Origin of the sequence: Methylophaga frappieri, from assembly GCF_000260965.1 — a bacterium.
Lineage (GTDB): Bacteria > Pseudomonadota > Gammaproteobacteria > Nitrosococcales > Methylophagaceae > Methylophaga > Methylophaga frappieri.
This window is the reverse complement of the sequence record NC_017856.1, coordinates 1241444-1265303: the sequence shown is the minus strand read 5'-3', so window position 1 is coordinate 1265303 and position 23860 is coordinate 1241444. Positions and strand designations below refer to the sequence as shown.

Below are 23860 nucleotides of genomic sequence, written 5' to 3'. Positions count from 1 at the left end.
AATCAATGCTCAGCCGCCATTAACGCTTCAATATCAGCGATTTCTTTTGGTGCGCCTGTAGATAGCACTTCATGACCGGTTTTCGTCACCAGGACATCATCTTCAATCCGAATACCGATAAAATGATACTTTTCGGGGACGCTTTCCTGATCGCGAATATACAAGCCAGGTTCAATAGTCAGCACCATGCCGGGTTCTAGTAAACGCCAGGTGTCACCGACTTTGTAATCACCCACATCGTGAACATCCATACCCAACCAATGGCCGGTACGATGCATATAGAATTCACGGTAAGCGCCGGATTCAATTAAAGCATCAACGTCGCCCGATAATAAGCCAAGAGAGACTAAACCTTCAGTCAGTACTTTAACGGCTACTTCATGTGGCTGATTCCAATGATTACCGGGTTTGACGGCATCAATCGCGGCGTATTGGGCGTCCAATACAACTTGATATAAATCACGTTGTGCGTCAGTAAATTTACCGCTTACAGGAAAGGTGCGAGTAATGTCTGCCGCATAAAATTGATATTCCGCACCGGCATCAATTAACAATAATTCGTTATTGTTCAGCTTGTGGTTGTTTTCGATGTAATGCAAAATGCAGCCATTTTCGCCGCCACCCACTATTGAAGGATAAGCTGGGCTGCGACAGCCATGCCGCATAAACTCATGCAGCAACTCTGCTTCGACTTCATATTCCCATTTACCTGGTTGTGTGTGTTGCATGGCCCGGATATGGGCTTTGACTGATATGTCAGCAGCCGTTTTCATGGCCTTGATTTCTTGACTGCTCTTGAATAATCGCAGCTCACTCAGGCTATGTTCCAGCTCAATAATTTCAGTCGGTGAATGTTTGCCGCCGCGCGATGCCTGCCGTAAATGTTGCAGCCAATTGACCATACGCTGATCAAAAGCGGGTTGACTGCCCATGGTGTAATACACTTTTTCCTTGTCTTCCATCAGACCGGGCAAAATTTCATCCAAATCGGTGATGGGATAGGCATCATCTGCCGAGAAATCTTGAATTGCGCCTTCCAGGCCTGCTCGATAGCCATCCCAGATTTCTTTTTCTAAATGGCGCTCGCGGCAAAACAAAATAAATTCACCATGCGGCCGACCAGGCACTAACACCACTACGGACTCAGGTTCGTCAAAACCGGTCAAATAGTGAAAGTGACTATCACTTCGAAACGGAAAGTGCACATCGCGATTACGCGTCAGTTCAAGCGCGTTAGGCAGCACCGCAATACTGTCTTGTCCCATCATCTCCATCAGTCGGCGACGGCGCCGAGCATATTCTTGTCGAGTCATTAGTGTTCTGTTTGCTCATCTTGATTTTCGTCAGGGCTGAGTTCGCCAAATAAGAGAAAAAGCCCCATCCGCAAGTATTCAACTAATTCTGCAAAATTAGATTCATCATGTTCGGACTCATCCAGATCGACATCATTAATCTGACTTATCTGGATAACATCGGTCACATATTCCTGACAGTCTTTTGATAAAGAAGTTGTGTCTGTCAGTCCGGCAACTGCCAAACCGTACAACAAACCCTGACACCAGTCTGCCATGGCTACGACACGTGAACCGAGTGGTGAATCATCATCTGGCAGCGATAAGTCAAGCGCAAAATCGAGGCTATTTAAGGCTTGGATGGTTTCATCGAACAGTAAGGTTAAATTTTGTTGCTCTTCTGCTCCGGGCTGATAATCTTCAAATAAAACGTGATACCAGCCGTATCGACTCGCCTGCGGATCCATACATAACAGCCCGCATAGTGCGCCTTGAAGTTCTGCTTCGGTAGTGGGGCCATCATTGGCCATATTTTTGGGTGACAGCGATGGAAAATATAATTGAGACATAAGGTTTTAGCCTGATTTTTAAATTGTGCGACGTCGCTTATTGACCGGGTCAACGGCCCACGACTATAGTTAACCATTATTTTCGCACAGCCAAGACGCATAGTAATGGATAAAAGCCCGGTACAACAATTGGAACAGCAGATTGAGCAGCTGCTGCGTGCGGGGCGCCGTCTGCGCGAAGAGAATTTATTACTGCGATCCCAACAAGCTGCTTGGCTCAGTGAGCGGGCGCAACTAATTGAAAAAACAGATATTGCCAAAAGCCGAATCGATAAAATGGTGATGCGTCTTAAACAGCTGGATGAAGAATTATGAGTACAGCGGTTAATGTGACCATTCTTGGTAAGGACTATCAAGTTGCTTGCCCCGATGAGGAAAAAGACGCGCTACTTGCTTCAGCGCGTATGGTGCACCAGAATATGGAAAAAATCCGTGCCAGTGGTAAAGTTGTTGGCGTTGATCGTATTGCCGTTATGGCCGCGTTAAATATTGCGCATGACTTGATTGTTTTGCAGCAGGATGAGTCGCAAGACTTGTCTTCGATCAACGAAAAGTTAAATCAGCTGACGGAACGTGTTGGTGCTTTTTTAAGTGAAGATCGACAGTTAGAACTCTGAATTTCATCACCACAAAGTCAGTTTAAACGCGTATGATGTGTTTAACCCTGCGGTGTTCGACAGCGACATGTGTTGTCTTGAGCCGATAAGCAAATGCTTACCGAAACCAAAATTTCGGGATTGAAAAACAGGCCCGCTCTGACGGGAAGTTTGCCAGTCCCATGCGGTTTCACTCTTGGACCTCCTGGTTCAAGAACCCCGTTCGCATCGGCACTGTGGGGGCTATCCTATTCGTTACCCGGTTGATTAAGTTTGCCCAGCAAGTTATCTAATTGTTGCCGCTCAGACGCCGACAATGTTTTCGCCAAACGTGTTTCATAATCAGCGAACACTTCCGACAAAGCGGATTCAATCAAGTTCTGGCCCGCTTGGGTTAGGCGAACTTTTCGACTGCGCTGATCTTCATGGCAGGCATGGCGTGAGATCAAGCCGCGTTTTTCCAGATTATTGAGTACCTTGGTCAGCCCGCCCGAGCTCAACATATTGTTTTGGCAAATATCCGACGGTGTCAGCTCAAATGGACTGCCTTGGACCCGCAATGAGCCGAGCGCATCATATTCCCCCGCACTAAGCGTATTTTTTTCCATCACCTGTTTACTCATACTGAATAATTGTTCACGCGCCCAGTACAAGCGTTTGACGGTGGCGGCGGCAGGTAAATTATCGGCCGGCAGATTTGCCTTCATCCGCTCAATAATCGATTCGATTGGGGCTATTTTATCGCTCACATCAGTTCCTTCATTACCGAAGGTTAGATTATGACAAAAAAATTAACTTGCTAGAAAGATAATTTATCGTTAAGGTTTTATCTTTCTGGAAAGCAATATTCCGAATCTTGTCATTGCCTGGGACTGCACTATGCTGAAATCGCGTTTATTACCGACACTTTGTTACCTCATTACCAGCTCCTTTTTTCTGGTGTCTTATGCTGCCGCTGAGCAAAGACCATTGCCTGAGGTGAAGGTGATGACGCCGAAAGTAGAACAGATAATTGAACGCAAAGAGTTTACTGGCCGCTTTGAAGCTATTGAAGATGTTGCCTTGCGTGCGCGGGTTTCAGGCTATCTGGACGCCGTCCATTTTAAGGATGGTCAACAGGTTGAAAAAGGCGATTTGCTGTTCGAAATTGACCCAAGGCCTTTTAAAGCGGCACTGGCTCGGGCTGAAGCCGAGTTATCCCGGGTGCAGAGTCAATTAAAATTAGCGCAGCTGGAACTGGAGCGGGGCGAGCGTTTGTTGACACAAAAAGCTATCGCTGCTGAAGAGGTAGACACACGCCGAGCACGATATCAGGAAGCCAACGCCAATGTGGCTGCGAGTCAGGCTGCTGTTCAGACCGCCGCCCTTGATTTGCAGTACACCAAAATTGTGGCGCCTGTTACCGGTCGGATCTCCAGCCGGCAAATTGACGTGGGAAATTTAGTGAGTACTGAAGGAAGCGCCACGCCATTAACAACGATTGTCACAACCAATCCCTTGCATTTTGTCTTCGATGTCTCTGAAGCGGAATACTTGCAGCTTGCGCGTGCTGCCGGTGGGGAAGCCGCGCTGAATGGCCAAACAGAAATTACCGCCCAATTGCGCTTATTGGATGAACAAGGCTGGCCACGGGAAGGGCTACTTAATTTTGTTGATAATCGTATTGATGAATTTACCGGTACGCTGCGGATGCGCGTTAAGGTGGAAAATGATGAGGGCCTGCTGCGTCCCGGTATTTTTGGCCGATTGAGAATGCCGGTAAGTGAGCCACATGAGGCTTTGTTGGTGCCTGATCGTGCTGTTGTCTCCGATCAGGCTGCCAAAATTCTGTTAGTGGTGAATGACGAAGGTATTGTTGAACCACGCCCTATTCAACCAGGTTCATTACAAGAAAATAGTATGCGTGTTATTGAGTCAGGCATTTCTGCTGAAGATCGCGTGATTGTTCAGGGGCTGATGATAGCGCGCCCGGGAAGTGAAGTGAATGCGGTGCCATTTGAAGAGGGCAATAATGGGGAACAAAACTAATGCGGTTTACCCATTTCTTTGTTGATCGTCCTATCTTTGCCACGGTGGTATCGGTACTCATTGTTCTGATTGGCAGTATTGCTTACTTTACGTTGCCTGTCGCCCAGTATCCGGAAATTGCGCCGCCCAGTATTTCGGTGACGGCAAGTTATCCCGGTGCTACGGCAGAAACGGCAGCAGATACCGTAGCGACGGTGCTGGAGCAGCAAATAAACGGCGTGGAAAACATGCTGTATATGAAGTCAGAAAATACGGCCGATGGGGTGACCTCGCTTAACATCACCTTTGAGCAAGGGACCGATTTGGATACGGCTCAGGTACTGGTGCAAAACCGGATTGCCATTGCAGAACCACTGCTACCGGAAGAGGTGACCCGGCAAGGTATCAATGTTCGTAAAAACTCGCCCGATCTGATGATGGTTATCCATTTATTGTCGCCAGATGGAACCCGGGACAATCTCTACGTCTCCAATTTTGCCAAGACACAAGTAGTCGATAGATTAGCTCGTATTGATGGGGTGGGCGAAGCACGTATTGTTGCTGAGCGGGCCTACGCCATGCGTATCTGGATTGATCCCGAGCGGGCGCAATCGTTTAATCTGACCGCCAATGAAGTGATCACGGCTTTAAGACAAAACAATGCCCAGATCGCTGCGGGGGTGATTAATAAGCAACCTTTGACTGAGACAAAAGGGGCTTTTGAGCTGAGTGTTGAAACTCAAGGACGCCTGCTCAACGAGAGTGAATTTAGCAATATCATTGTGAAAAGGGGTGAAAATGGTCGGGTCGTTCGCTTGCGTGATTTGGCGCGCATCGAACTTGCGGCTCAAGATTACAACAATATTGGTTACTTAGACGATAACCTCGCTTTGCCAGTTGTTATTTTCCAGCGACCGGGTTCGAATGCGTTAGAAACGGCAGAGGCATTGCGGGCTGAAATGCAGGATATTGCCAAGCAAATGCCGCCTGGTCTCGAATATCAGATCATTTACGATCCAACACAGTTTATTGCTAAATCTATCGAGAAGATTTATCACACCATTATCGAAGCCATTCTACTGGTTATTCTAGTTGTCATGCTGTTTTTACAAAGCTGGCGGGCTTCACTGATTCCAATCGTTGCGATTCCGGTATCGCTGATTGGTACTTTTGCCGTGATGTCCGCGCTGGGGGTATCACTCAATAATTTGTCATTATTCGGCCTGGTTCTCGCTATCGGTATTGTCGTTGATGATGCGATTGTTGTGGTGGAAAATGTTGAGCGGTACATTCGCGAGGGCTTCAGCCCGAATGAAGCGGCGCATAAGACAATGGATGAAGTCGGGACAGCACTGATTGCGATTGCAATCGTGCTATCTGCAGTATTTATACCGGCTGCCTTCATTACCGGCATCTCGGGCGCGTTTTATCAGCAATTTGCATTGACGATTGCGACCGCAACGATTATTTCACTCATTGTGTCATTGACACTGTCACCGGCAATGGCCGCTTTATTGCTAAAACCACATGATCCGGATGCGCCGCCACCTCGCGGTTTGTGGGGCGTTCTTGGCAGGCCTGTCCGTGCCTTCGGACAAGGCTTTAACCGTAGCTTTGATTGGTTGGGGGAAAAATATTCCCAACTGACACGACGTTTGTTGCGAGTGGCAGCGTTAGTCTTAATTGTCTATTTAGGCTTGATCGTCTTAACCGGTTTTAGTTTCAACAAAGTGCCCACCGGATTTATTCCACAACAAGATCAGGGTTACTTGATCAATGTTATGCAGCTGCCACCTGGGGCAACATTAGACCGAACTGACGTTGCAGTTCGAGACGCGGCAGAACGTTTACGCGCGGTGCCTGGTGTGGCGCATGCGGTGCAGTTTGTCGGCTTGGATGGGGCGACTTTCACCAATGCCTCGAATGCGGCCGTGATCTTCACGCCACTTGATCCATTCGAGGAACGAATCGCTGCGGGGCTGACAATTGATGATATTCAGGCTGCGTCACAACAAGCCTTATCGCAAGTACCGGGCGCCATGGCATTTGCTATCAAACCTCCGCCTGTCAGGGGGATGGGTAATGCCGGAGGCTGGAAGCTCTATATTCAGGATCGGACGGGTCTGGGCGCAGAACAGCTTGAATCAGCAACGCAGGCTACAATTGGCGCTGCCAATCAAGCGGATGCGCTCAGCGCTGTGTTCACATTCTACAATTCGGCGACACCGCGTATTTATGCCGATGTTGATCGAACACGGGCGGAGATGTTGAATGTGCCAGTTCAGAATGTCATTGATACGCTTGAGATTTATCTTGGCTCTCGTTATGTGAATGACTTTAATTTCTTGAATCGTACTTTCCGTGTGGTTGCTCAGGCAGATGGCATATATCGTGATGAGCAGGATGATATTGCCAAGCTGAGAACGCGCTCAGAATCCGGTGCAATGGTGCCGATTGGTTCGATAGCGACATTTGAAGAAATCACGGGGCCTATTCGTGTACCGCATTACAACCTCTATCCTGCAATTGAAGTTCAAGGTGATACCTCAGCGGGTTTCTCAAGTGGCGAGGCAATTGCAGCAATGGAACAAATTTTGGCGGAGACATTGCCGGATGGTTTGGGCTATGAATGGACCGAGTTGGCATTGCAGGAAAAACTGGCAGGTGATACGGCATTTATCGCATTCGGGTTGGCGGTTGTTTTTGTTTTCCTCCTATTGGCCGCACTTTATGAAAGCTGGTTATTGCCTTTGGCGGTCATTTTGATTGTGCCGATGTGTCTGTTAGCTGCCATCAGTGGTGTGGCATTCCGAGGGATGGACAATAATATTCTGGTTCAGATTGGTTTTATTGTACTAATTGGTCTTGCTTCGAAAAATGCGATTCTCATCGTCGAGTTTGCCAAGCAGGCAGAAGATCGTGGTATGAGTCGTCTGGATGCGGCTGTTGATGCGGCGAGAACAAGACTGCGGCCAATTTTGATGACTTCAATGGCCTTTATTCTGGGGGTTGTGCCTTTGGTTTTGGCCACCGGCGCCGGTGCGGAGATGCGTCAGGCCTTAGGGACGGCGGTATTTTCTGGAATGCTGGGCGTGACCTTTTTTGGCTTGATTTTTACACCCGTATTTTATGTAGTCTGCCGCTGGTTGGCGGCACGGCGGGAGACTAAGCAAACGATATAGTTGCCGTGAATAGACGGCCAGACAAAGATCAACCTATGTGTGCTTAACCACGAATCAAGGGGCTGAGTGGGCAGCCCCTTGATATTTTATGTAATCAATAGCTTATCTAATAGTCACAGTTTGAATTTGAAAGAGTGTTACATGGAGGTAACAACATGGCTTACTTACTCAGGATAGGCCTACCTAATCAGTCCCTGCATGTTTTGAATTGAAGTAGATAACACTGCCAATGCAGGCTAGTCTGGCCGTTTTGCATTCGGTAAGCGAATTTCGATATGCAAGCCGCCTTTATCGACATGTTTGGCGATAATTTCGCCACGATGTGCTTTAACAGCCCGTTCCGCAATGGTTAGACCAAGTCCGGTACTTGTTTGGTGTTCGCGACCTTGTTCGCCCTTGAAAAAGGGGGTAAACAGGTGCTGCAATTCGTCGGCTTTGACGCCGGGGCCACTATCCTGAATGTGAATGATGACGTGTTTTTCAATCGCTTCTGCCTGAAATAAAACTGCGCCATTTTCAGGGGTGAATTTGATCGCATTGCGCAGCACGTTTTCCAACGCGCGCAAGATTAAAACAGGCTTACCATAAAGCCAGAGTGGTGCCAAGATATTGGCGGTAATTGTTATCTGTGACAGATTGGCTTCGTAGCGCGCATCATCGAGCAACTCGTCCAGTAACGGCGAGAGTTCAAATAGTGCTTGTTCAGCTTTATCTGCAGCCAAAGAGTCGAGGCGAGACAGGTTCAGCAAATCGCCAATCAAGTAATCCATTCGCTCGGATTCTTTTTCCAGTCTGGCCATGACTTCGGGAGTTTTTTCCGGCCGTTGCTCTGCCAGACCAATCGCTGCTTGAACTCTGGCAAGTGGAGAACGTAATTCGTGCGAGACATCATGCAATAAGTTGCGTTGAGCGGAGACTAGATTTTCCAGTTTGGCGGTCATGTCATCAAAGTGTCGGCCAAGCTCGGCAAGTTCGTCTTTTCGACGTCCCATTGCTGGACCAATTCGGGTAGCGAGTTGGCCTTTGGCCACTGCTTGAAAAGCACCACGTAAATGACGTATTGGTTTAGTAAACCACCAAGCTAAAAAGGCACTGAAAAAAAGACCACTGAATATGCCAGCAATCATCAGTGTAATGAGTGGCTTTGGCGGTTTCGGTCCATGAGGAGGGTAGTCATTTAAAGGAGCGACAACATTGGCTGGAATAAACAGTAATAACGAGCCATCAGATTCAGGGGTCAACAGACGAATAGAGCGTAAATGGGGTACTTTATCGTAAAGTTGACGGACAGCATCTAACTGGCCATCTTCAAGATCGCGACCAAGCAGTTCTTGATCATTGTCATCGAAGGCATAGACTCGGGCAACACCATTTTGTTGTTGATCAGTCAAATATTGGCGTAACCCTTGAGCTCCCCCATACTGTCCTATGTCTGCAGCATCGGAAACGATAATACTGGCGAGTTTTCCTATCTGAATTGGCGCGTCTGTTAGTCGCTGATTGATTTGTTCCTGATGTAGCCACATGGTTGTGCCAACACCTAAGCCGGCAATCAGCAAGGCCAACAAGAATGCGAAAAAAAACTTCCAGAATAAGCGACCCATCATCAATGCCTATTTGACCAGTAAGTAGCCCTTGCCACGAATGGTTTGAATATAACCGTGGCCGTCTTGTTGTACGCCCAGTTTTTGCCGGATGCTGCTCATGTGTACATCAATACTGCGATCAAATTTTGCTAACGGCCGGCCCAGAGCTTGCTCAGATAAGGTATTTTTATCGACGACCTGCCCGGCATGTCGGGTTAATACTTCCAATAAACTGAATTCGGTACTGGTCAAAGAAAGTTGTGCTTCGTGCCAGATGGCTTTGCGTTGTTGTGGCCAGATTTGTAAGGGGCCACATTGCAGTTTCTTTTCATGCCGACTTTCAGCCTGACTGCGACGTAAAATCGCTCTGATCCGGGCGATTAGTTCGCGCGGGGTACAGGGTTTCGGCACATAATCATCCGCTCCGTTTTCAAGACCTAAAATTCGGTCGACATCATCACCACGCGCGGTAAACATCAATACGGGGATCTGACTTTTGCTGCGAATTCCGGTTAGCACGGCAATACCTGTCATATCTGGAAGCATGACATCAAGCACAACCAGATCATAGTTGTTGGTTAAGGCTGCCTCAAGTCCCGCCGAGCCGTTAAATATCGTTGTGACGTCATATTTTTCTTCTCGAAGATAATCTTCAAATAGACCTGCCAAGACTTCATCATCGTCAATAATCAAAATATGGGGCATTGTCTACCTCAGCAACATTTTTGATGACTATCATAGGTTGTCGGAGGGCAAAGCCCAATCGGTTATCACTATATTTACCTGAATTTACACGTTAAAACGCCCATTAACATTGTTTCAGTCGATACTGTGTACCAAGTTCGCATCAAGCGTAATGCGCGAATGAGCCGTTATTTTATGTCAGGAGTGAAACGATGAAAAAAACATGGTTAAGTCTTTTAGTGTTGCCTGCGTTAATGATTGCAACACCGACATTAGCAAAAGATCACGATAAAAAAGCAGACCGCAAAGCCTGTGAAAAAGCGGATAAAAGGCATAAGCCGGATCAGCATGATCACCGGTTGTTTAAATCTTTAGATTTGACAGACGAGCAGAAAGAAGAAATCAAATCACTTCGTAAAACTTTTTGGCAGGAAAATAAAGCGGCAATGAAAGCCGGGTGGGAGCGTCATCAAGCGATGCGCCAATTAAGTTTTAGTAATGAGTTTGATCAAGCGAAACTAGACGATTTGATTGAAAAAACAACGGCTGCACAAGCGGATGCAATGTCTAAAAAAGCGGCATTGAATCAAGCCATTTTTCAGGTGTTAACTGAATCTCAACAACAAAAATTGTTGGAAAAAATGGCTGAAAAACAAAAGCGTAAAGAGAAAACGGATAAAGAATAAATTTAAGCAAATCAGCCACGCCGGTGATCGGCGTGGCTTCATTATTGGCGAAGCATGGCAATCACCGGCTGACTTTCAGGTCGGATTCCGCGCCACAAGAAAAAGGCTTCCGCAGCCTGTTCTACCAGCATACCCAAGCCATCCAAGGCGTGAGCGGCGTTATGTGCCTTTGCCCAAGTAACAAATGCCGTATCGCGGTCACCATACATCATGTCATAGCAAGCGGCTTCATCGGCTAGGCATGCCGCTGAAATTGGCGGAACTTCACCTTGTAAACTGGCAGCAGTGGCATTGATGACGATATCAAATTTTCCTTTGATATCAGACCAGCCTCCACCGGAAATGGCGCCTAAATCCTGAAAATCGTTAGCGAGATTTGTCGCTTTTTCAGCCGTACGATTTGCAATGAATAAATCTGTTGGAGCTTCTTGAAGCAGTGGTGCAATCACGCCACGTGATGCGCCTCCGGCGCCCAACAGCAAAATGCGTTTATCCTTTATTGTTAAACCATGATTACTTAATAAGTCTCGGGATAAGCCGACACCATCGGTATTATCACCAAATAAGTTGCCCGACTCACTAATCACAATCGTATTAACGGCACCAGCGCGATCTGCGCGCTCACTCAGATCATCAATCAGCGACCATAGGGTTTCCTTAAAAGGAACGGTGACATTAAGTCCTTTAAGTTTGAGTGCATTGTGTAATTGCTGGATCTGACCAGCGACATCATCGGGGTAAATATCGATCGCGCGATATTCCAGGGATTGCCCTGTTTGTTTTGCGAAAGCCTGGTGAATCTTAGGCGATTTACTGTGGCTGATTGGGTGGCCGATAACAGCATATTGATCAGTCATGTTGGTTTCTCAATTGTTCCGCCGCATATTTAGCGAAATAGGTCAAAATACCATCGGCACCGGCACGTTTAAAACTTAATAAACTTTCTAAAATGGTTTGCTCATTAAGCCAACCATTCGCGATAGCAGCTTGCAGCATGGCATATTCGCCACTGACTTGATAAACAAAAGTGGGTTTTTGGAAGGTTGTTTTGACACGATACAAAACGTCCAAGTAAGGCAGGCCGGGTTTGACCATCACCATATCGGCACCTTCTTGAATATCCAAGGCAACCTCATGCAAGGCTTCATCGGTGTTAGCTGGATCCATTTGGTAACTATATTTGTTGCCACCGGCTAAATTACCTGCACTGCCAACGGCATCACGAAACGGACCATAGAATTGCGAGGCATATTTAGCAGAATAGGCCATGATGCGCGTGTGGATATAATGATGGTTTTCTAATGCCTCTCGGATGGCGCCAATCCGACCATCCATCATATCTGAAGGCGCAACCACATCCGCACCGGCTTGCGCATGAGATAAGGCCTGTTTTATCAATACGCTAACCGTTTCGTCATTCACGATATAGCCGTCATCATCAATCAGACCATCTTGACCGTGCGTTGTATAGGGGTCCAGCGCAACATCTGTCATGATGCCCAACTCGGGAAAGGCAGATTTTAAGGTACGCACCGTACGTTGAATGAGCCCTTCTGAATTGTAGGCTTCTGCGGCATCTAAAGATTTTTTTTCAGTGGCAATAACCGGGAATAAAGCCATCATCGGAATGCCCAAGGTGACTAATTGCCGCGCTTCCTCTAACAAATAGTCAAGACTTAATCTTTCAACGCCGGGCATAGAGGGGACGGCCTCGCGTTGTTTTTCTCCTTCAAGTACAAAACACGGATAGATCAGATCAGCACTGCTGAGTCGATGCTCCTGCATTAACCGACGCGAGAAGGCATCTTTGCGCATTCGTCTGGGCCGCTGTCTGGGAAAAGCGGATAAATCAAAAAACTGCCGAGTCATAGAAATTGCCATGTTCACAAGAAGCTGCGGCTCATAGTACCGTTGACAGTGCCAGTTGTCATCGTTTTTGCCGTGGACGCACTCACGACAGATGCGTTAAAATCACAAAGATTTTGTCCGGGGAGAACACCTAGCTTCCCCATTCGTTATTATCGTGGAGGTTCCCCTTGCGCACTGCAGCACTACTGGCTCTTGAAGATGGCACCGTGTTTCACGGCGAATCAATTGGCGCGGTCGGACAATCTGTTGGCGAGGTGGTATTTAATACAGCCATGACCGGGTATCAGGAAATTCTGACCGATCCGTCTTACTGTCGTCAGATTGTGACATTGACTTATCCTCATATTGGCAATGTTGGTGCTAATCCGGATGATGAAGAATCTGATCAAATTCACTGTAGCGGTTTAATCATTCGAGAGTTATCACCGGTTGTTTCAAGCTGGCGTGGTGAAGCGGCTCTCGATAAGTACTTGGCAAAACACAACGTTGTCGGATTAGCAGGTATTGATACCCGAAAATTGACCCGATTGCTGCGTGAAAAAGGTGCGCAAAAAGGCTGTATTGTTGCTGGCGATAATATCGACGTAAATGCTGCCATTGATGCGGCTCGCGGTTTCGCCGGTCTTAAAGGCATGGATTTAGCTAAAGAAGTCAGTACCGAAACCAGCTATGAGTGGACGTCATCCACATGGCAGTTAGATGGCCAACCCAAGCAGGCTGAAACACGATTTCATGTCGTTGCGTATGACTACGGCATTAAGAAAAATATTATGCGTATGCTGGTGGAGCGGGGCTGTAAGCTCACAGTTGTTCCAGCACAGATGCCACCTGAGGAAGTAGAAAAGCTCAACCCGGATGGTATTTTTCTGTCGAATGGGCCGGGTGACCCTGAGCCATGTGATTATGCAATCAAGTCTATTCAGTACTTCCTGGACAAAAATGTACCAATGTTTGGTATTTGTCTGGGACATCAATTACTGGCATTGGCCTGCGGTGCAAAAACAGAAAAAATGAAATTTGGCCATCATGGCGCAAATCATCCGGTTCAGGAAAAATTGGCAGGGTTGGTCATGATCACCAGTCAGAATCATAGTTTTGCTGTCGATGAATCATCGCTGCCAGAGACGCTTGAAACTACGCATCGCTCTCTTTTCGATGGCACCTTACAAGGCATTCATCATAAGACCAAGCCTGCATTCAGTTTTCAGGGACACCCGGAGGCGAGTCCAGGCCCGCAGGATGCAGCCCCCTTATTCGATCACTTTATCGACCTACTCGAACAAGCGACAGGTAAATAACACACGATGGCTAAACGTACAGATATTCAAAGCATTCTAATTCTTGGCGCTGGTCCAATTGTTATCGGTCAGGCCTGTGAATTCGATTATTCCGGGGCGCAGGCATGTAAAGCCTTGCGTGAGGAAGGCTATCGGGTCATTTTGGTCAACTCTAATCCGGCGACCATCATGACCGATCCAAACATGGCAGATGCGACTTATATCGAGCCAGTTAACTGGCAGTCGGTGAGCAAAGTGATTGAAACTGAGCGGCCAGATGCCATTCTACCAACCATGGGTGGTCAGACCGCGTTGAACTGTGCTTTGGATCTGGAAAAAAATGGCGTACTGGAAAAGTTCGGCGTTGAAATGATTGGCGCAGACAGTGAAGCCATTAATAAAGCAGAAGACCGGGATTTATTCCGTGAAGCCATGCGAAAAATTGGTCTGGATATGCCCCAGTCTGATATTGCTCATAGTCTGGATGAGGCACTTGAGGTTCAACAAAAATTTGGTTTCCCGGTCATCATCCGGCCCTCGTTCACTATGGGGGGCAGTGGTGGCGGTATTGCTTACAACCGCGAAGACTTTATTGATATCTGCCAGCGCGGTCTTTATCTCAGCCCAACCTCTGAGTTATTGATTGAAGAGTCCATCATTGGCTGGAAAGAATATGAGATGGAGGTGGTGCGCGATAAAAAAGACAACGCCATCATTATCTGTTCTATTGAAAATCTGGATCCGATGGGCGTCCATACCGGGGATTCCATTACCGTTGCACCAGCGCAAACGCTGACAGATAAAGAATATCAAATCATGCGCAATGCCTCGTTGGCTGTACTGCGCGAGATTGGTGTCGAGACCGGTGGCTCTAACGTCCAGTTTGCCGTCAACCCCGAGACAGGTCGGCTCATTATCATTGAAATGAACCCGCGTGTTTCCCGTTCATCGGCATTGGCGTCTAAAGCAACAGGTTTCCCAATTGCTAAAGTCGCGGCCAAGTTGGCAGTTGGCTATACCTTGGATGAGTTGCAAAATGAAATCACAGGTGGGGCGACACCGGCTTCATTTGAACCCACCATTGATTATGTGGTCACCAAAGTCCCTCGCTTTACTTTTGAAAAATTTCCGCTCGCCGATAATCGCCTCAGCACGCAGATGAAGTCAGTCGGTGAAGTGATGGCGATAGGGCGTAATTTTCAGGAATCTCTGCAAAAAGCATTGCGTGGACTGGAGATCGACCGGGATGGGTTTACCGACATCCTCGACCTGAAAGATCCGAATATCGCAGAGACCTTACGGCGTGAACTGAGTCTGCCAGGCTCGGATCGGATCTGGTATGTGGCGGATGCCCTGCGTTATGGTATGAGCTTTGATGAAGTCCAACAGTTAACACACATTGATCCATGGTTTCTGATTCAAATTCAGGAAATTATTGAGATTGAAAATTCGCTGAAAGAACGTTCACTGAATGAGATAGAAGCGTTGGAAATGCGGCAACTCAAAGCCAAAGGCTTTTCAGATTCCCGCTTGGCGAAATTGTTACATAAAACGGAAAAACAGTTACGTAGTTATCGTCATCAGCTAGGCGTGCGACCAGTTTACAAACGTGTCGATACCTGTGCGGCAGAGTTTGCCACGACAACGGCTTACATGTATTCCAGTTATGATGAGGAGTGTGAAGCAAATCCAAGTGATCGCGATAAGATCATGATTCTGGGTGGCGGACCTAATCGTATCGGTCAAGGCATCGAATTCGACTATTGTTGTGTTCATGCTGCCTTGGCATTACGGGATGATGGCTACGAAACCATTATGGTTAATTGTAATCCAGAGACCGTTTCAACCGATTATGACACGTCAGATCGACTCTATTTTGAATCTCTCACTCTTGAAGATGTGTTGGAAGTGGTTGCGCTTGAAAAACCCAAAGGGGTTATTGTTCAGTTTGGTGGTCAAACACCACTGAAACTAGCGCGAGCGCTTGAAGCAGCGGGTGTGCCAATTATTGGAACCTCTCCAGATGCCATTGATCACGCAGAAGATCGGGAGCGCTTCCAGCAAATGGTCGATAAGCTCGGTTTATTACAGCCACCTAATCGCTTAGCACATTCAGTTGATGGCGCTGTAGCGCTTGCCGCAGAAATTGGTTATCCCTTGGTCGTTCGACCCTCCTATGTGTTGGGTGGACGTGCGATGGAAATCGTTTATAACGAGGAAGAGCTTCAGCGTTACATGCTGACGGCAGTGTCCGTATCGAACGACTCGCCAGTGTTATTGGATCGTTTTCTGGACGATGCGATTGAAGTGGATGTGGATGCGATTTGCGACGGCAAGGATGTACTTATCGGCGGCATCATGGAGCATATTGAGCAGGCTGGTGTTCACTCCGGTGACTCGGCATGTGCGATTCCACCCTACAGTTTAAGTCCCGCCATCATGGACCAACTTCGCGAGCAAGTTCGTCAAATGGCCATTGAGCTTGGCGTGATTGGTTTGATGAATACGCAGTTTGCAATACAAGGGGACCGGATCTTTATTCTTGAAGTCAATCCACGTGCATCACGGACAGTGCCTTATGTATCCAAATCAATTGGGGTAGCGCTGGCCAAAGTGGCGGCGCGGTGTATGGCTGGGAAAAGTCTGGTTGAGCAAGGCGTTACCAAAGAAATTATCCCGAGTTATTACTCGGTTAAAGAAGCTGTCTTTCCTTTTATCAAGTTCCAGGGCGTCGACCCGATTTTAGGCCCTGAAATGAAGTCCACGGGCGAGGTAATGGGCGTCGGACGCAGTTTTGGTGAGGCGTTCGCTAAATCACAGTTAGCAGCTTCTGTGACCCTGCCAGTCGGTGGTAAAGCGTTTATTTCTGTTCGTGAAGCAGATAAACAGGCCGTTATTGCGATCGCCAGAGATTTACATAAGCTTGGCTTTGCGCTTTTAGCGACGCGCGGTACCCAGCAGGCATTGACAGAAGCAGGCGTGGCATGTGAGCGTGTCCGAAAAGTGGCCGAAGGCCAGCCGCACATTGTTGATATGATCAAAAATGATGAAATTGCCTTAATCGTGAATACAACAGAAGGACGTCAATCTGTTGCTGATTCTCGGGAAATTCGCCGTGCTGCGTTACAACATCAGGTGAACTACACCACAACGCTTGCAGCGGCGAGAGCGACTATTCTGGCATTGAACAACCAAGATAATGTGTCGGTCAATCGTTTGCAGACTTTACATGGAGAACTTGCGTAATGGCTGTTCCTATTACCTTACGTGGTGCCGATGCGCTGAAATCTGAGTTACAAGAATTAAAAAGTGTGAAGCGTCCAGCCGTCGTAGCCGCCATATCTGAGGCCAGAGCACACGGTGACCTCAAAGAAAATGCGGAATATCATGCGGCGCGTGAGCAGCAAAGCTTTATTGAAGGCCGGATTCAGGAATTAGAAGCGACGTTAAGCAACTCACAAGTTATTGATCCTGCCAGTTTACCGCAGGATGGTCGGGTTGTTTTTGGCGTCACGGTTGATCTGTTGAATATTGATACGGATGAAACCGTCACTTATCAAATCGTAGGCGATTACGAATCGGATATTAAGCAAAATCGTATTTCAGTGTCATCACCTATTGCTCGTGCGCTTATTGGTAAAGAGGTTGATGATGTGGCGACAGTGCAAGCGCCCGGTGGTGCGATTGAGTATGAAATTACAGGTATTCGCTATCAGGGATAATCACATTGCATTACGCTGAATTTGCCGGCGAACGTCTACTCCTCACTTTGTGGGTTGGCAGTATTTGGGCGCTTGGTTACCTGGCTGTCCCCTTGGCTTTCGCTTCACTTGAAGTGCAAATTGCCGCAGCCTATGCAGCGCGTCTTTTCTATGCTGTAAATATCATAGGCCTAGTGTCGGGTAGCATGTTGATACTTGGCCGTCTCTTTATGGATAAACAAGTGTTTAAACGATCATGGCGGTTCTGGATATTGCTGTTAATGCTCGGTTTAACCTTATTCTTTATGGCGTATCTGCAACCTGAAATGGCGCAGATTAAAGAAGTAGCTGGTTGGCGTGACGATGACACATTGTTGGCCTCTTTTCAGACGTTGCATCGTATCAGTGAAAACCTCTATTTAATGCTGAGTGTGCTCGGTTTAATTTTAGTACTCACCGCAGACAAAAAATCTGCAGCACAGTGGCATGGCGAAAAGTAAATCCAGCCAAAACTGGCTCAAAGAGCACTTTGATGACGTCTATGTGAAAAAGGCGCATCAGAAAGGTTATCGTTCGCGAGCGACGTTTAAACTGGATGAAATTAATCAAAAAGATAAATTATTACGACCAGGTATGGTTGTCGTGGATTTGGGAGCGGCACCAGGTGGCTGGTCAGATTATGCACTGCATCAAGTCGGTGAGTCTGGAACCGTGGTTGCCTTGGATATCCTGCCAATGACGCCTTTGACAGGGGTGCATTTCATTGAGGGAGATTTTAGAGAACAAACGGTGCTGGATGCGTTGGAAGAAGTGGTCGCAGACCAGTCGATTGATCTTGTATTATCAGATATGGCCCCCAATTTATCAGGTGTAGATGCCATTGATCAGGCGGGAAGTATGTACTTGGTCGAGTTGGCGCTGGATTTTGCACAACAGCATTTAAGTAAAAATGGCGATTTTCTGGTCAAAGTTTTTCAAGGCGAAGGTTTCGAGGCATATTTAAAAGCCATGCGAGAAACTTTCAAAAAGGTCGTATCACGCAAGCCGGATGCGTCGAGAGCGCGCAGTCGGGAAATTTATTTGCTTGGCCGCGGCAAACGGTAATGCCCACATATTCGTGGCAAGAGGGTTAGAACGTTGAGTGACATGATGAAAAATATCATTTTATGGGTCGTCATCGCCATGGTGTTGATGTCTGTGTTCAATAATTTTGGTCCGCAGCAGTCGGGGCAAAGCGAAATGGACTATTCGACTTTCATCAGTAGTGTTAAAGATGGTGCGGTGAATAGTGTCGATATTCAAGGACGGACTATTACGGGCGTTTTGAGTGACGGCAGCAAGTTCACGACCTACAGCCCGGATTATGATCCCGGATTAATTGGAGATTTACTCGATAACGGCGTCGCAATTAAGGCGGAACCGGCAGAAAAAACCAGTTTGTTGATGCAGATTTTTATTTCCTGGTTTCCGATGTTGCTGCTGATTGCGGTCTGGATTTTCTTCATGCGCCAGATGCAAGGCGGTGGGGGAAAGAACCCGATGTCATTTGGTAAAAGCAAAGCCCGGATGCTGAATGAAGATCAGGTAAAAGTGACCTTTAAAGATGTCGCCGGGGTTGAAGAAGCTAAAGAAGAAGTTCACGAATTAGTTGATTTTCTTCGTGACCCAAGCAAATTCCAGAAACTGGGTGGTCGTATTCCACGCGGTATCTTGATGGTAGGGTCGCCGGGTACCGGTAAAACCCTGTTGGCAAAAGCGATTGCCGGTGAGGCGAAAGTGCCGTTTTTCACCATTTCAGGTTCTGACTTTGTCGAAATGTTTGTTGGTGTTGGTGCTTCACGTGTTCGTGATATGTTCGAGCAGGCTAAAAAGCATGCGCCATGCATTATCTTCATCGATGAGATTGATGCTGTGGGTCGCCACCGTGGTGCGGGACTGGGCGGAGGCAATGATGAACGTGAACAAACTCTGAATCAGTTGTTGGTTGAGATGGATGGCTTTGAAGGCAATGAAGGTGTCATCGTTATTGCCGCGACAAACCGTCCAGACGTATTGGATCCCGCCTTATTGAGACCTGGACGCTTTGATCGTCAAGTGGTGGTGCCATTACCTGATATTCGTGGTCGCGAACAGATTCTGAAAGTGCATTTAGGCAAAGTGCCGGCCGCAGAGGATGTTCAACCCAGTGTCATCGCTCGTGGTACACCCGGATTTTCTGGTGCGGATTTAGCCAACCTTGTAAATGAGGCGGCCTTATTCGCGGCCAGGGCGGATAAACGATTAGTCAGCATGACCGAAATGGAGCTGGCTAAAGACAAGATCATGATGGGCGCCGAGCGACGTTCCATGGTGATGAGTGATAAAGAGAAAGAATTGACGGCTTACCATGAAGCCGGCCATGCCATCGTGGGTCGTCTGGTGCCAGGCCATGACCCGGTCTATAAAGTGAGTATCATCCCGCGTGGGCGTGCTCTGGGTGTGACAATGTTTCTGCCGACAGAAGATAAATACAGTTATACCAAACAACAGTTGGAAAGTAATATTTCAAGTTTGTATGGCGGTCGAATTGCCGAAGAAATGATTTTTGGTGCCGAAGCGGTGACAACTGGCGCATCCAATGACATCCAGCGTGCCACAGAACTGGCTCATAACATGGTCACCAAATGGGGGCTCTCCGATAATATGGGTCCTTTATCTTATGGTGAAGACGAGGGCGAGGTGTTTCTTGGCCGAAGTGTCACGCAACATAAAGCGGTATCTGACTTAACCGCCAAGCAGATTGATGAAGACGTCCGGGCGGTTATCAGCCGTAATTATGCTCGTGCAGAGCAACTGCTTAAAGATAATATTGAGAAACTGCACATCATGGCTAAAGCCTTGGTGAAATACGAAACCATTGATAGTGAGCAAATTGATGCCATCATGGAAGGTCGTGAACCCGGTGAACCAAAAGACTGGACTGATCGTTCTTCACCACCGCCTTCTGCGGCGTCAGAAGGGGATGATCCTGCGCCGTCAGGAAAACCGGCCGATCAACTTAACTAAGTAACCATGACCATCTCTATTTCTGCCGGCAAGTCTCTGGACTTGTCGGCGCCTTGCGTTATGGGCATTGTTAACGTCACGCCGGATTCTTTCTCTGATGGTGGGCGTTTCCTTGCAGCAGATAAAGCGCTTGAACAGGCACGAAAACTAGTTGCTGACGGTGCAGCAATAATCGATATCGGTGGTGAATCAACCCGTCCAGGTGCGGAACCGGTTGATGAAGAAACTGAAATCCAACGAGTTGTGCCTGCCATTGAAGCGATTACCGCTGAATTGGCTGTGCCCATTTCAATTGATACGATGAAACCGGCGGTGATGCAGGCCGCGGTCGAGGCCGGTGCGGCGATGATCAATGACGTGAATGCACTCCGTGCAGAGGGAGCGTTGGCGGTTGCTGCTTCATTAAAAGTACCGGTTTGCCTGATGCACATGCAGGGGGCGCCGCAAACCATGCAGCAAAACCCGCATTACACGGATGTTGTGCAAGAAGTGAAAGATTTTTTACTGGAGCAGGTGGCTGCTTGTGAGGCGGCAGGTATATCGAGATCAAATCTGATTTTGGATCCGGGTTTTGGTTTTGGCAAGAAAGCAACACATAATTTGAGATTGATGAAGCATCTCACTGCCTTTACAGAATTAGGTCTGCCGCTGTTAGTCGGTGTTTCACGTAAATCTATAATTGGTAAAATGCTGAATGTTACTGTCGATGAGAGGCTGGCAGGCAGTTTGGCTTTGGCCAGCATTGCGGTATGGCAGGGTGCGAGTATTATTCGCAGTCATGATGTTGGTGAGACCGTTCAGGCAATTCAGCTTTGCCAGCATGTAAAACAGGTTGAAGACTTTGACTGAGAAAAAAAGACGTTACTTTGGCACAGACGGTATTCGTGGCCGGGTTGGGGATGGGGCTGTCACGCCCGATTTTGTACTTAAACTTGGCTGGGCGGTTGGCCGTGTTTTAGCTAAAGAACGACACAGCAAAGTGTTGATTGGCAAAGATACCCGTATTTCCGGCTACATGTTTGAATCTGCGCTTCAAGCTGGATTATCTGCTGCCGGAGTCGATATCTATTTGCTGGGCCCTATGCCGACGCCGGCAGTCGCTTATTTGACCCGAACCTTTCACGCGCAGGCAGGTATTGTCATTAGTGCTTCGCATAATGCTTATCACGATAACGGCATCAAATTTTTCTCTGCACAGGGCACCAAGTTGCCGGATCAGGTTGAGTTAGAAATCGAGGCAATGCTGGATCAACCGTTAACGACGGTTGAATCAAAACAGCTGGGCAAGGCGTTTCGGGTTGGCGATGCCGCCGGCCGCTATATTGAATTCTGTAAAAGCACGATTTCAAGTGGTGTCGATTTGTCCAGCCTGAAAATTGTGGTTGATTGTGCGCATGGTGCTACTTATCACATCGCCCCGAATGTATTTCGAGAATTGGGGGCAGACGTGATTTTGATTGGTGCGGATCCTGACGGATTGAACATTAATCAAAATTGCGGTGCAACAGATCCCAGGATGCTACAAGCCGCGGTTCTTGAAAATCGAGCGGATATGGGCATTGCACTGGATGGTGATGGTGACAGATTAATCATGGTCGATCATCAGGGGCAAATCGTTGATGGTGACGATTTACTGTTTATTATTGCCCGTGCGCGTCAGCGTGAAGGCGCAACAAGCAAGCATGTCGTCGGTACACAGATGTCAAATCTTGGTCTTGAGCATGCACTGGAACAGCATGACATTACTTTGCATCGCGCTAAAGTGGGTGACCGGTATGTCATGGAAAAATTAAAGCAGGTAGACGGTAAAATTGGTGGTGAAGCCTCGGGGCATATTATCTGTCTTGATAAAACTACCACTGGTGATGGCATTGTTTCGGCATTGCAAGCACTGGCCGAGGTGCAACAAAGTGGCAGCTCCTTGCATGATTTACGATCTGCCGTGATTAAGTATCCGCAGCAACTTATCAATGTCAGGTTATCTGAAATGGTCGATATCGATACGTTTCCAGAAGTAGCAGCCGCGGTTGCCGATGCTGAGCGTGAACTTGGCGATGCAGGACGCGTGCTGCTGCGACCATCTGGAACCGAGCCGGTTATCCGGGTGATGGTTGAGGGACGTGATGCGCCACTCACAGAGAAACTGGCCAAGCGGCTGGCGGATTTGATTCAACGTCTGGTTAGTTCCACTCAGCGCTGACAATTGAATTCACGGTAGACAAAGATTAAGGATCTCATTGCGTGCGTAAACCGCTTATTGCTGGCAACTGGAAAATGATAGGTACCCGAGCCACAAATCAGGCCTTGCTGGAAGCCATTCTGGATCAGCGATACTTGTTTAAAGGGGTTGATGTGGCTTTGTTCCCGCCAGCGGTGTATTTGCAACAAGTGCAGACTGCACTGCAAGGCACAGAATTACACTGGGGTACACAGAACTTATCCCAGTTTGAAAGCGGCGCTTACACTGGCGAAATTTCGGCAGCAATGTGTCGTGATTTTGGTTCAAAATATGTATTGATGGGGCATTCTGAGCGACGTTGCCTTTATGCCGAGTTAAATCTGGATCAGCATTTTCTGGATCATATTATCGCCGAAAAGTATGAAATGGCCTTGCGATTTGGGTTAACGCCAATTGTTTGTATCGGTGAAAGTCCGGAAGAACATGCCTTGGGCCAAACCGAAGAAGTCGTGATTCGTTTACTAGATACCATCATTGCCCACCAGGGAGCCGATAGTTTGCAGCATGCCGTGTTGGCTTATGAGCCAGTCTGGGCAATCGGAACGGGCAAGACGGCGACACCTGAATGGGCGCAGGAGGTGCACTCTGTAATGCGCAAACGTATCGCGTCACATAACCCGGAAGTCGCTCGGAATGTACAAATCCTTTACGGCGGCAGCGTAAAAGGTAATAATGCCGGCCCATTATTTGCTAAACCCGATGTTGATGGTGGCTTAATCGGGGGCAGTTCGCGTGATGCGGACGATTTCGTTAAAATATGCCAAGCAGCGAGACAATCTTAGGAAGTGACATGAACGCAATCGTACTGGTGATCCATATCGTGGTATCCCTGTTTTTAATCGGGCTGGTATTAATTCAGCATGGTAAAGGTGCTGATGCTGGTGCCGCATTTGGTGGTGGCGGTGGCGGTGGTGCTTCTGGCAGCCTGTTCGGTAGTCGAGGATCGGCTTCTTTTTTGAGTCGTAGCAGCGCTATTTTGGCAACGGTGTTTTTTATTACCAGTTTAACTCTGGCTTATATGGCGGGTGGTAACGTTGAACGCAGTACCGGTGCGTCAGGGTCTGTTGTAACAGAAGAAGCAGCACCAGAAGAAATGCCTGCAGACTTGCCTGAAATCCCGTAAAATC

The 23860-nt window shown here is 47.7% G+C and carries 22 protein-coding genes and 1 other RNA gene; 16 read left to right on the top strand and 7 right to left on the bottom strand.

The annotated features are described in order from the left end of the window. Positions 1 to 2 precede the first annotated feature (2 nt). Both pepP and Q7C_RS05890 read right to left on the bottom strand, forming a co-directional pair. A complete protein-coding gene (pepP, locus tag Q7C_RS05895) occupies positions 3 to 1313 on the bottom strand; it encodes a Xaa-Pro aminopeptidase (protein WP_014703805.1) in 1311 nt (436 codons plus the stop codon). After that, a complete protein-coding gene (locus Q7C_RS05890) occupies positions 1313 to 1861 on the bottom strand; it encodes a UPF0149 family protein (protein WP_041366590.1) in 549 nt (182 codons plus the stop codon). The genes pepP and Q7C_RS05890 overlap by 1 nt, the downstream gene beginning before the upstream one ends. A 105-nt stretch (positions 1862 to 1966) precedes the next feature. On the opposite strand from Q7C_RS05890, the gene Q7C_RS05885 reads away from it, so the two are divergent. The 3 genes from Q7C_RS05885 (at position 1967) to ssrS (ending at position 2704) form a co-directional block, all read left to right on the top strand. Continuing rightward, on the top strand, positions 1967 to 2176 hold the full coding sequence (locus tag Q7C_RS05885) for a TIGR02449 family protein (RefSeq protein ID WP_014703803.1): 210 nt from the start codon (positions 1967 to 1969) through the stop codon (positions 2174 to 2176). Continuing rightward, positions 2173 to 2478 carry a cell division protein ZapA gene (locus tag Q7C_RS05880; RefSeq protein WP_014703802.1) on the top strand — a complete coding sequence of 102 codons (306 nt, stop codon included), beginning with the start codon at positions 2173 to 2175 and terminating at the stop codon, positions 2476 to 2478. The genes Q7C_RS05885 and Q7C_RS05880 overlap by 4 nt, the downstream gene beginning before the upstream one ends. A 41-nt stretch (positions 2479 to 2519) precedes the next feature. After that, positions 2520 to 2704, top strand: a non-coding RNA gene (ssrS, locus tag Q7C_RS13495) — 6S RNA. 1 nt (position 2705) lies between these two features. On the opposite strand, the gene Q7C_RS05875 is transcribed toward ssrS, so the two are convergent. Beyond that, positions 2706 to 3206 (bottom strand): MarR family winged helix-turn-helix transcriptional regulator, encoded by a 501-nt coding sequence (locus Q7C_RS05875; protein WP_014703801.1) that lies wholly within the window; start codon positions 3204 to 3206, stop codon positions 2706 to 2708. Positions 3207 to 3336: 130 nt separating this feature from the next. Here Q7C_RS05875 and Q7C_RS05870 point away from each other — a divergent pair, with 130 nt between their 5' ends. Both Q7C_RS05870 and Q7C_RS05865 read left to right on the top strand, forming a co-directional pair. Then, on the top strand, positions 3337 to 4485 hold the full coding sequence (locus Q7C_RS05870; protein ID WP_014703800.1) for an efflux RND transporter periplasmic adaptor subunit: 1149 nt from the start codon (positions 3337 to 3339) through the stop codon (positions 4483 to 4485). Beyond that, on the top strand, positions 4485 to 7646 hold the full coding sequence (locus Q7C_RS05865) for an efflux RND transporter permease subunit (protein WP_014703799.1): 3162 nt from the start codon (positions 4485 to 4487) through the stop codon (positions 7644 to 7646). The genes Q7C_RS05870 and Q7C_RS05865 overlap by 1 nt, the downstream gene beginning before the upstream one ends. Positions 7647 to 7882: 236 nt before the next feature. Here the strand turns inward: Q7C_RS05865 and Q7C_RS05860 are convergent, their stop codons facing one another. Both Q7C_RS05860 and Q7C_RS05855 read right to left on the bottom strand, forming a co-directional pair. Further along, entirely contained in the window at positions 7883 to 9253 is a 1371-nt protein-coding gene (locus Q7C_RS05860; protein WP_083839450.1) for an ATP-binding protein, read from the bottom strand. Positions 9254 to 9259: 6 nt separating this feature from the next. After that, on the bottom strand, positions 9260 to 9937 hold the full coding sequence (locus Q7C_RS05855; RefSeq protein ID WP_014703797.1) for a response regulator transcription factor: 678 nt from the start codon (positions 9935 to 9937) through the stop codon (positions 9260 to 9262). A gap of 191 nt (positions 9938 to 10128) precedes the next feature. Here Q7C_RS05855 and Q7C_RS05850 point away from each other — a divergent pair, with 191 nt between their 5' ends. Next, the gene (locus tag Q7C_RS05850) at positions 10129 to 10602 is read left to right on the top strand and encodes a Spy/CpxP family protein refolding chaperone (RefSeq protein WP_014703796.1); all 474 of its coding nucleotides are present in this window, start codon (positions 10129 to 10131) and stop codon (positions 10600 to 10602) included. 41 nt (positions 10603 to 10643) lie between these two features. Here the strand turns inward: Q7C_RS05850 and aroE are convergent, their stop codons facing one another. Both aroE and hemB read right to left on the bottom strand, forming a co-directional pair. Continuing rightward, the gene (gene aroE / locus Q7C_RS05845; RefSeq protein ID WP_014703795.1) at positions 10644 to 11459 is read right to left on the bottom strand and encodes a shikimate dehydrogenase; all 816 of its coding nucleotides are present in this window, start codon (positions 11457 to 11459) and stop codon (positions 10644 to 10646) included. Then, on the bottom strand, positions 11452 to 12471 hold the full coding sequence (gene hemB / locus Q7C_RS05840; protein WP_014703794.1) for a porphobilinogen synthase: 1020 nt from the start codon (positions 12469 to 12471) through the stop codon (positions 11452 to 11454). The genes aroE and hemB overlap by 8 nt, the downstream gene beginning before the upstream one ends. 167 nt (positions 12472 to 12638) lie before the next feature. On the opposite strand from hemB, the gene carA reads away from it, so the two are divergent. From carA to secG, 10 genes are read left to right on the top strand one after another with little or no spacing between them, the layout of a single operon-like run. Continuing rightward, on the top strand, positions 12639 to 13769 hold the full coding sequence (carA, locus tag Q7C_RS05835; RefSeq protein ID WP_014703793.1) for a glutamine-hydrolyzing carbamoyl-phosphate synthase small subunit: 1131 nt from the start codon (positions 12639 to 12641) through the stop codon (positions 13767 to 13769). Positions 13770 to 13775: 6 nt separating this feature from the next. After that, a complete protein-coding gene (gene carB, locus Q7C_RS05830; protein WP_014703792.1) occupies positions 13776 to 16994 on the top strand; it encodes a carbamoyl-phosphate synthase large subunit in 3219 nt (1072 codons plus the stop codon). Beyond that, on the top strand, positions 16994 to 17470 hold the full coding sequence (greA, locus tag Q7C_RS05825; protein ID WP_014703791.1) for a transcription elongation factor GreA: 477 nt from the start codon (positions 16994 to 16996) through the stop codon (positions 17468 to 17470). Before carB ends, greA begins: the two co-directional genes overlap by 1 nt. 5 nt (positions 17471 to 17475) lie before the next feature. Then, positions 17476 to 17949, top strand: coding sequence for a DUF4149 domain-containing protein (locus Q7C_RS05820; RefSeq protein WP_041366587.1), 474 nt, complete (start codon positions 17476 to 17478; stop codon positions 17947 to 17949). Further along, complete coding sequence (rlmE, locus tag Q7C_RS05815; protein WP_014703789.1) at positions 17936 to 18553, top strand: 23S rRNA (uridine(2552)-2'-O)-methyltransferase RlmE; 618 nt, start codon at positions 17936 to 17938, stop codon at positions 18551 to 18553. The genes Q7C_RS05820 and rlmE overlap by 14 nt, the downstream gene beginning before the upstream one ends. A 42-nt stretch (positions 18554 to 18595) precedes the next feature. Then, entirely contained in the window at positions 18596 to 20494 is a 1899-nt protein-coding gene (gene ftsH, locus Q7C_RS05810) for an ATP-dependent zinc metalloprotease FtsH (RefSeq protein ID WP_041366585.1), read from the top strand. Between the two features lie 6 nt (positions 20495 to 20500). Beyond that, positions 20501 to 21343 carry a dihydropteroate synthase gene (gene folP / locus Q7C_RS05805; RefSeq protein WP_041366583.1) on the top strand — a complete coding sequence of 281 codons (843 nt, stop codon included), beginning with the start codon at positions 20501 to 20503 and terminating at the stop codon, positions 21341 to 21343. Further along, positions 21336 to 22694, top strand: coding sequence for a phosphoglucosamine mutase (gene glmM / locus Q7C_RS05800; protein WP_014703786.1), 1359 nt, complete (start codon positions 21336 to 21338; stop codon positions 22692 to 22694). Before folP ends, glmM begins: the two co-directional genes overlap by 8 nt. Positions 22695 to 22735: 41 nt before the next feature. Further along, positions 22736 to 23515 carry a triose-phosphate isomerase gene (gene tpiA, locus Q7C_RS05795; protein ID WP_014703785.1) on the top strand — a complete coding sequence of 260 codons (780 nt, stop codon included), beginning with the start codon at positions 22736 to 22738 and terminating at the stop codon, positions 23513 to 23515. A gap of 8 nt (positions 23516 to 23523) precedes the next feature. After that, positions 23524 to 23856, top strand: coding sequence for a preprotein translocase subunit SecG (gene secG, locus Q7C_RS05790; RefSeq protein ID WP_014703784.1), 333 nt, complete (start codon positions 23524 to 23526; stop codon positions 23854 to 23856). The last annotated feature ends 4 nt before the right edge of the window (positions 23857 to 23860 follow it).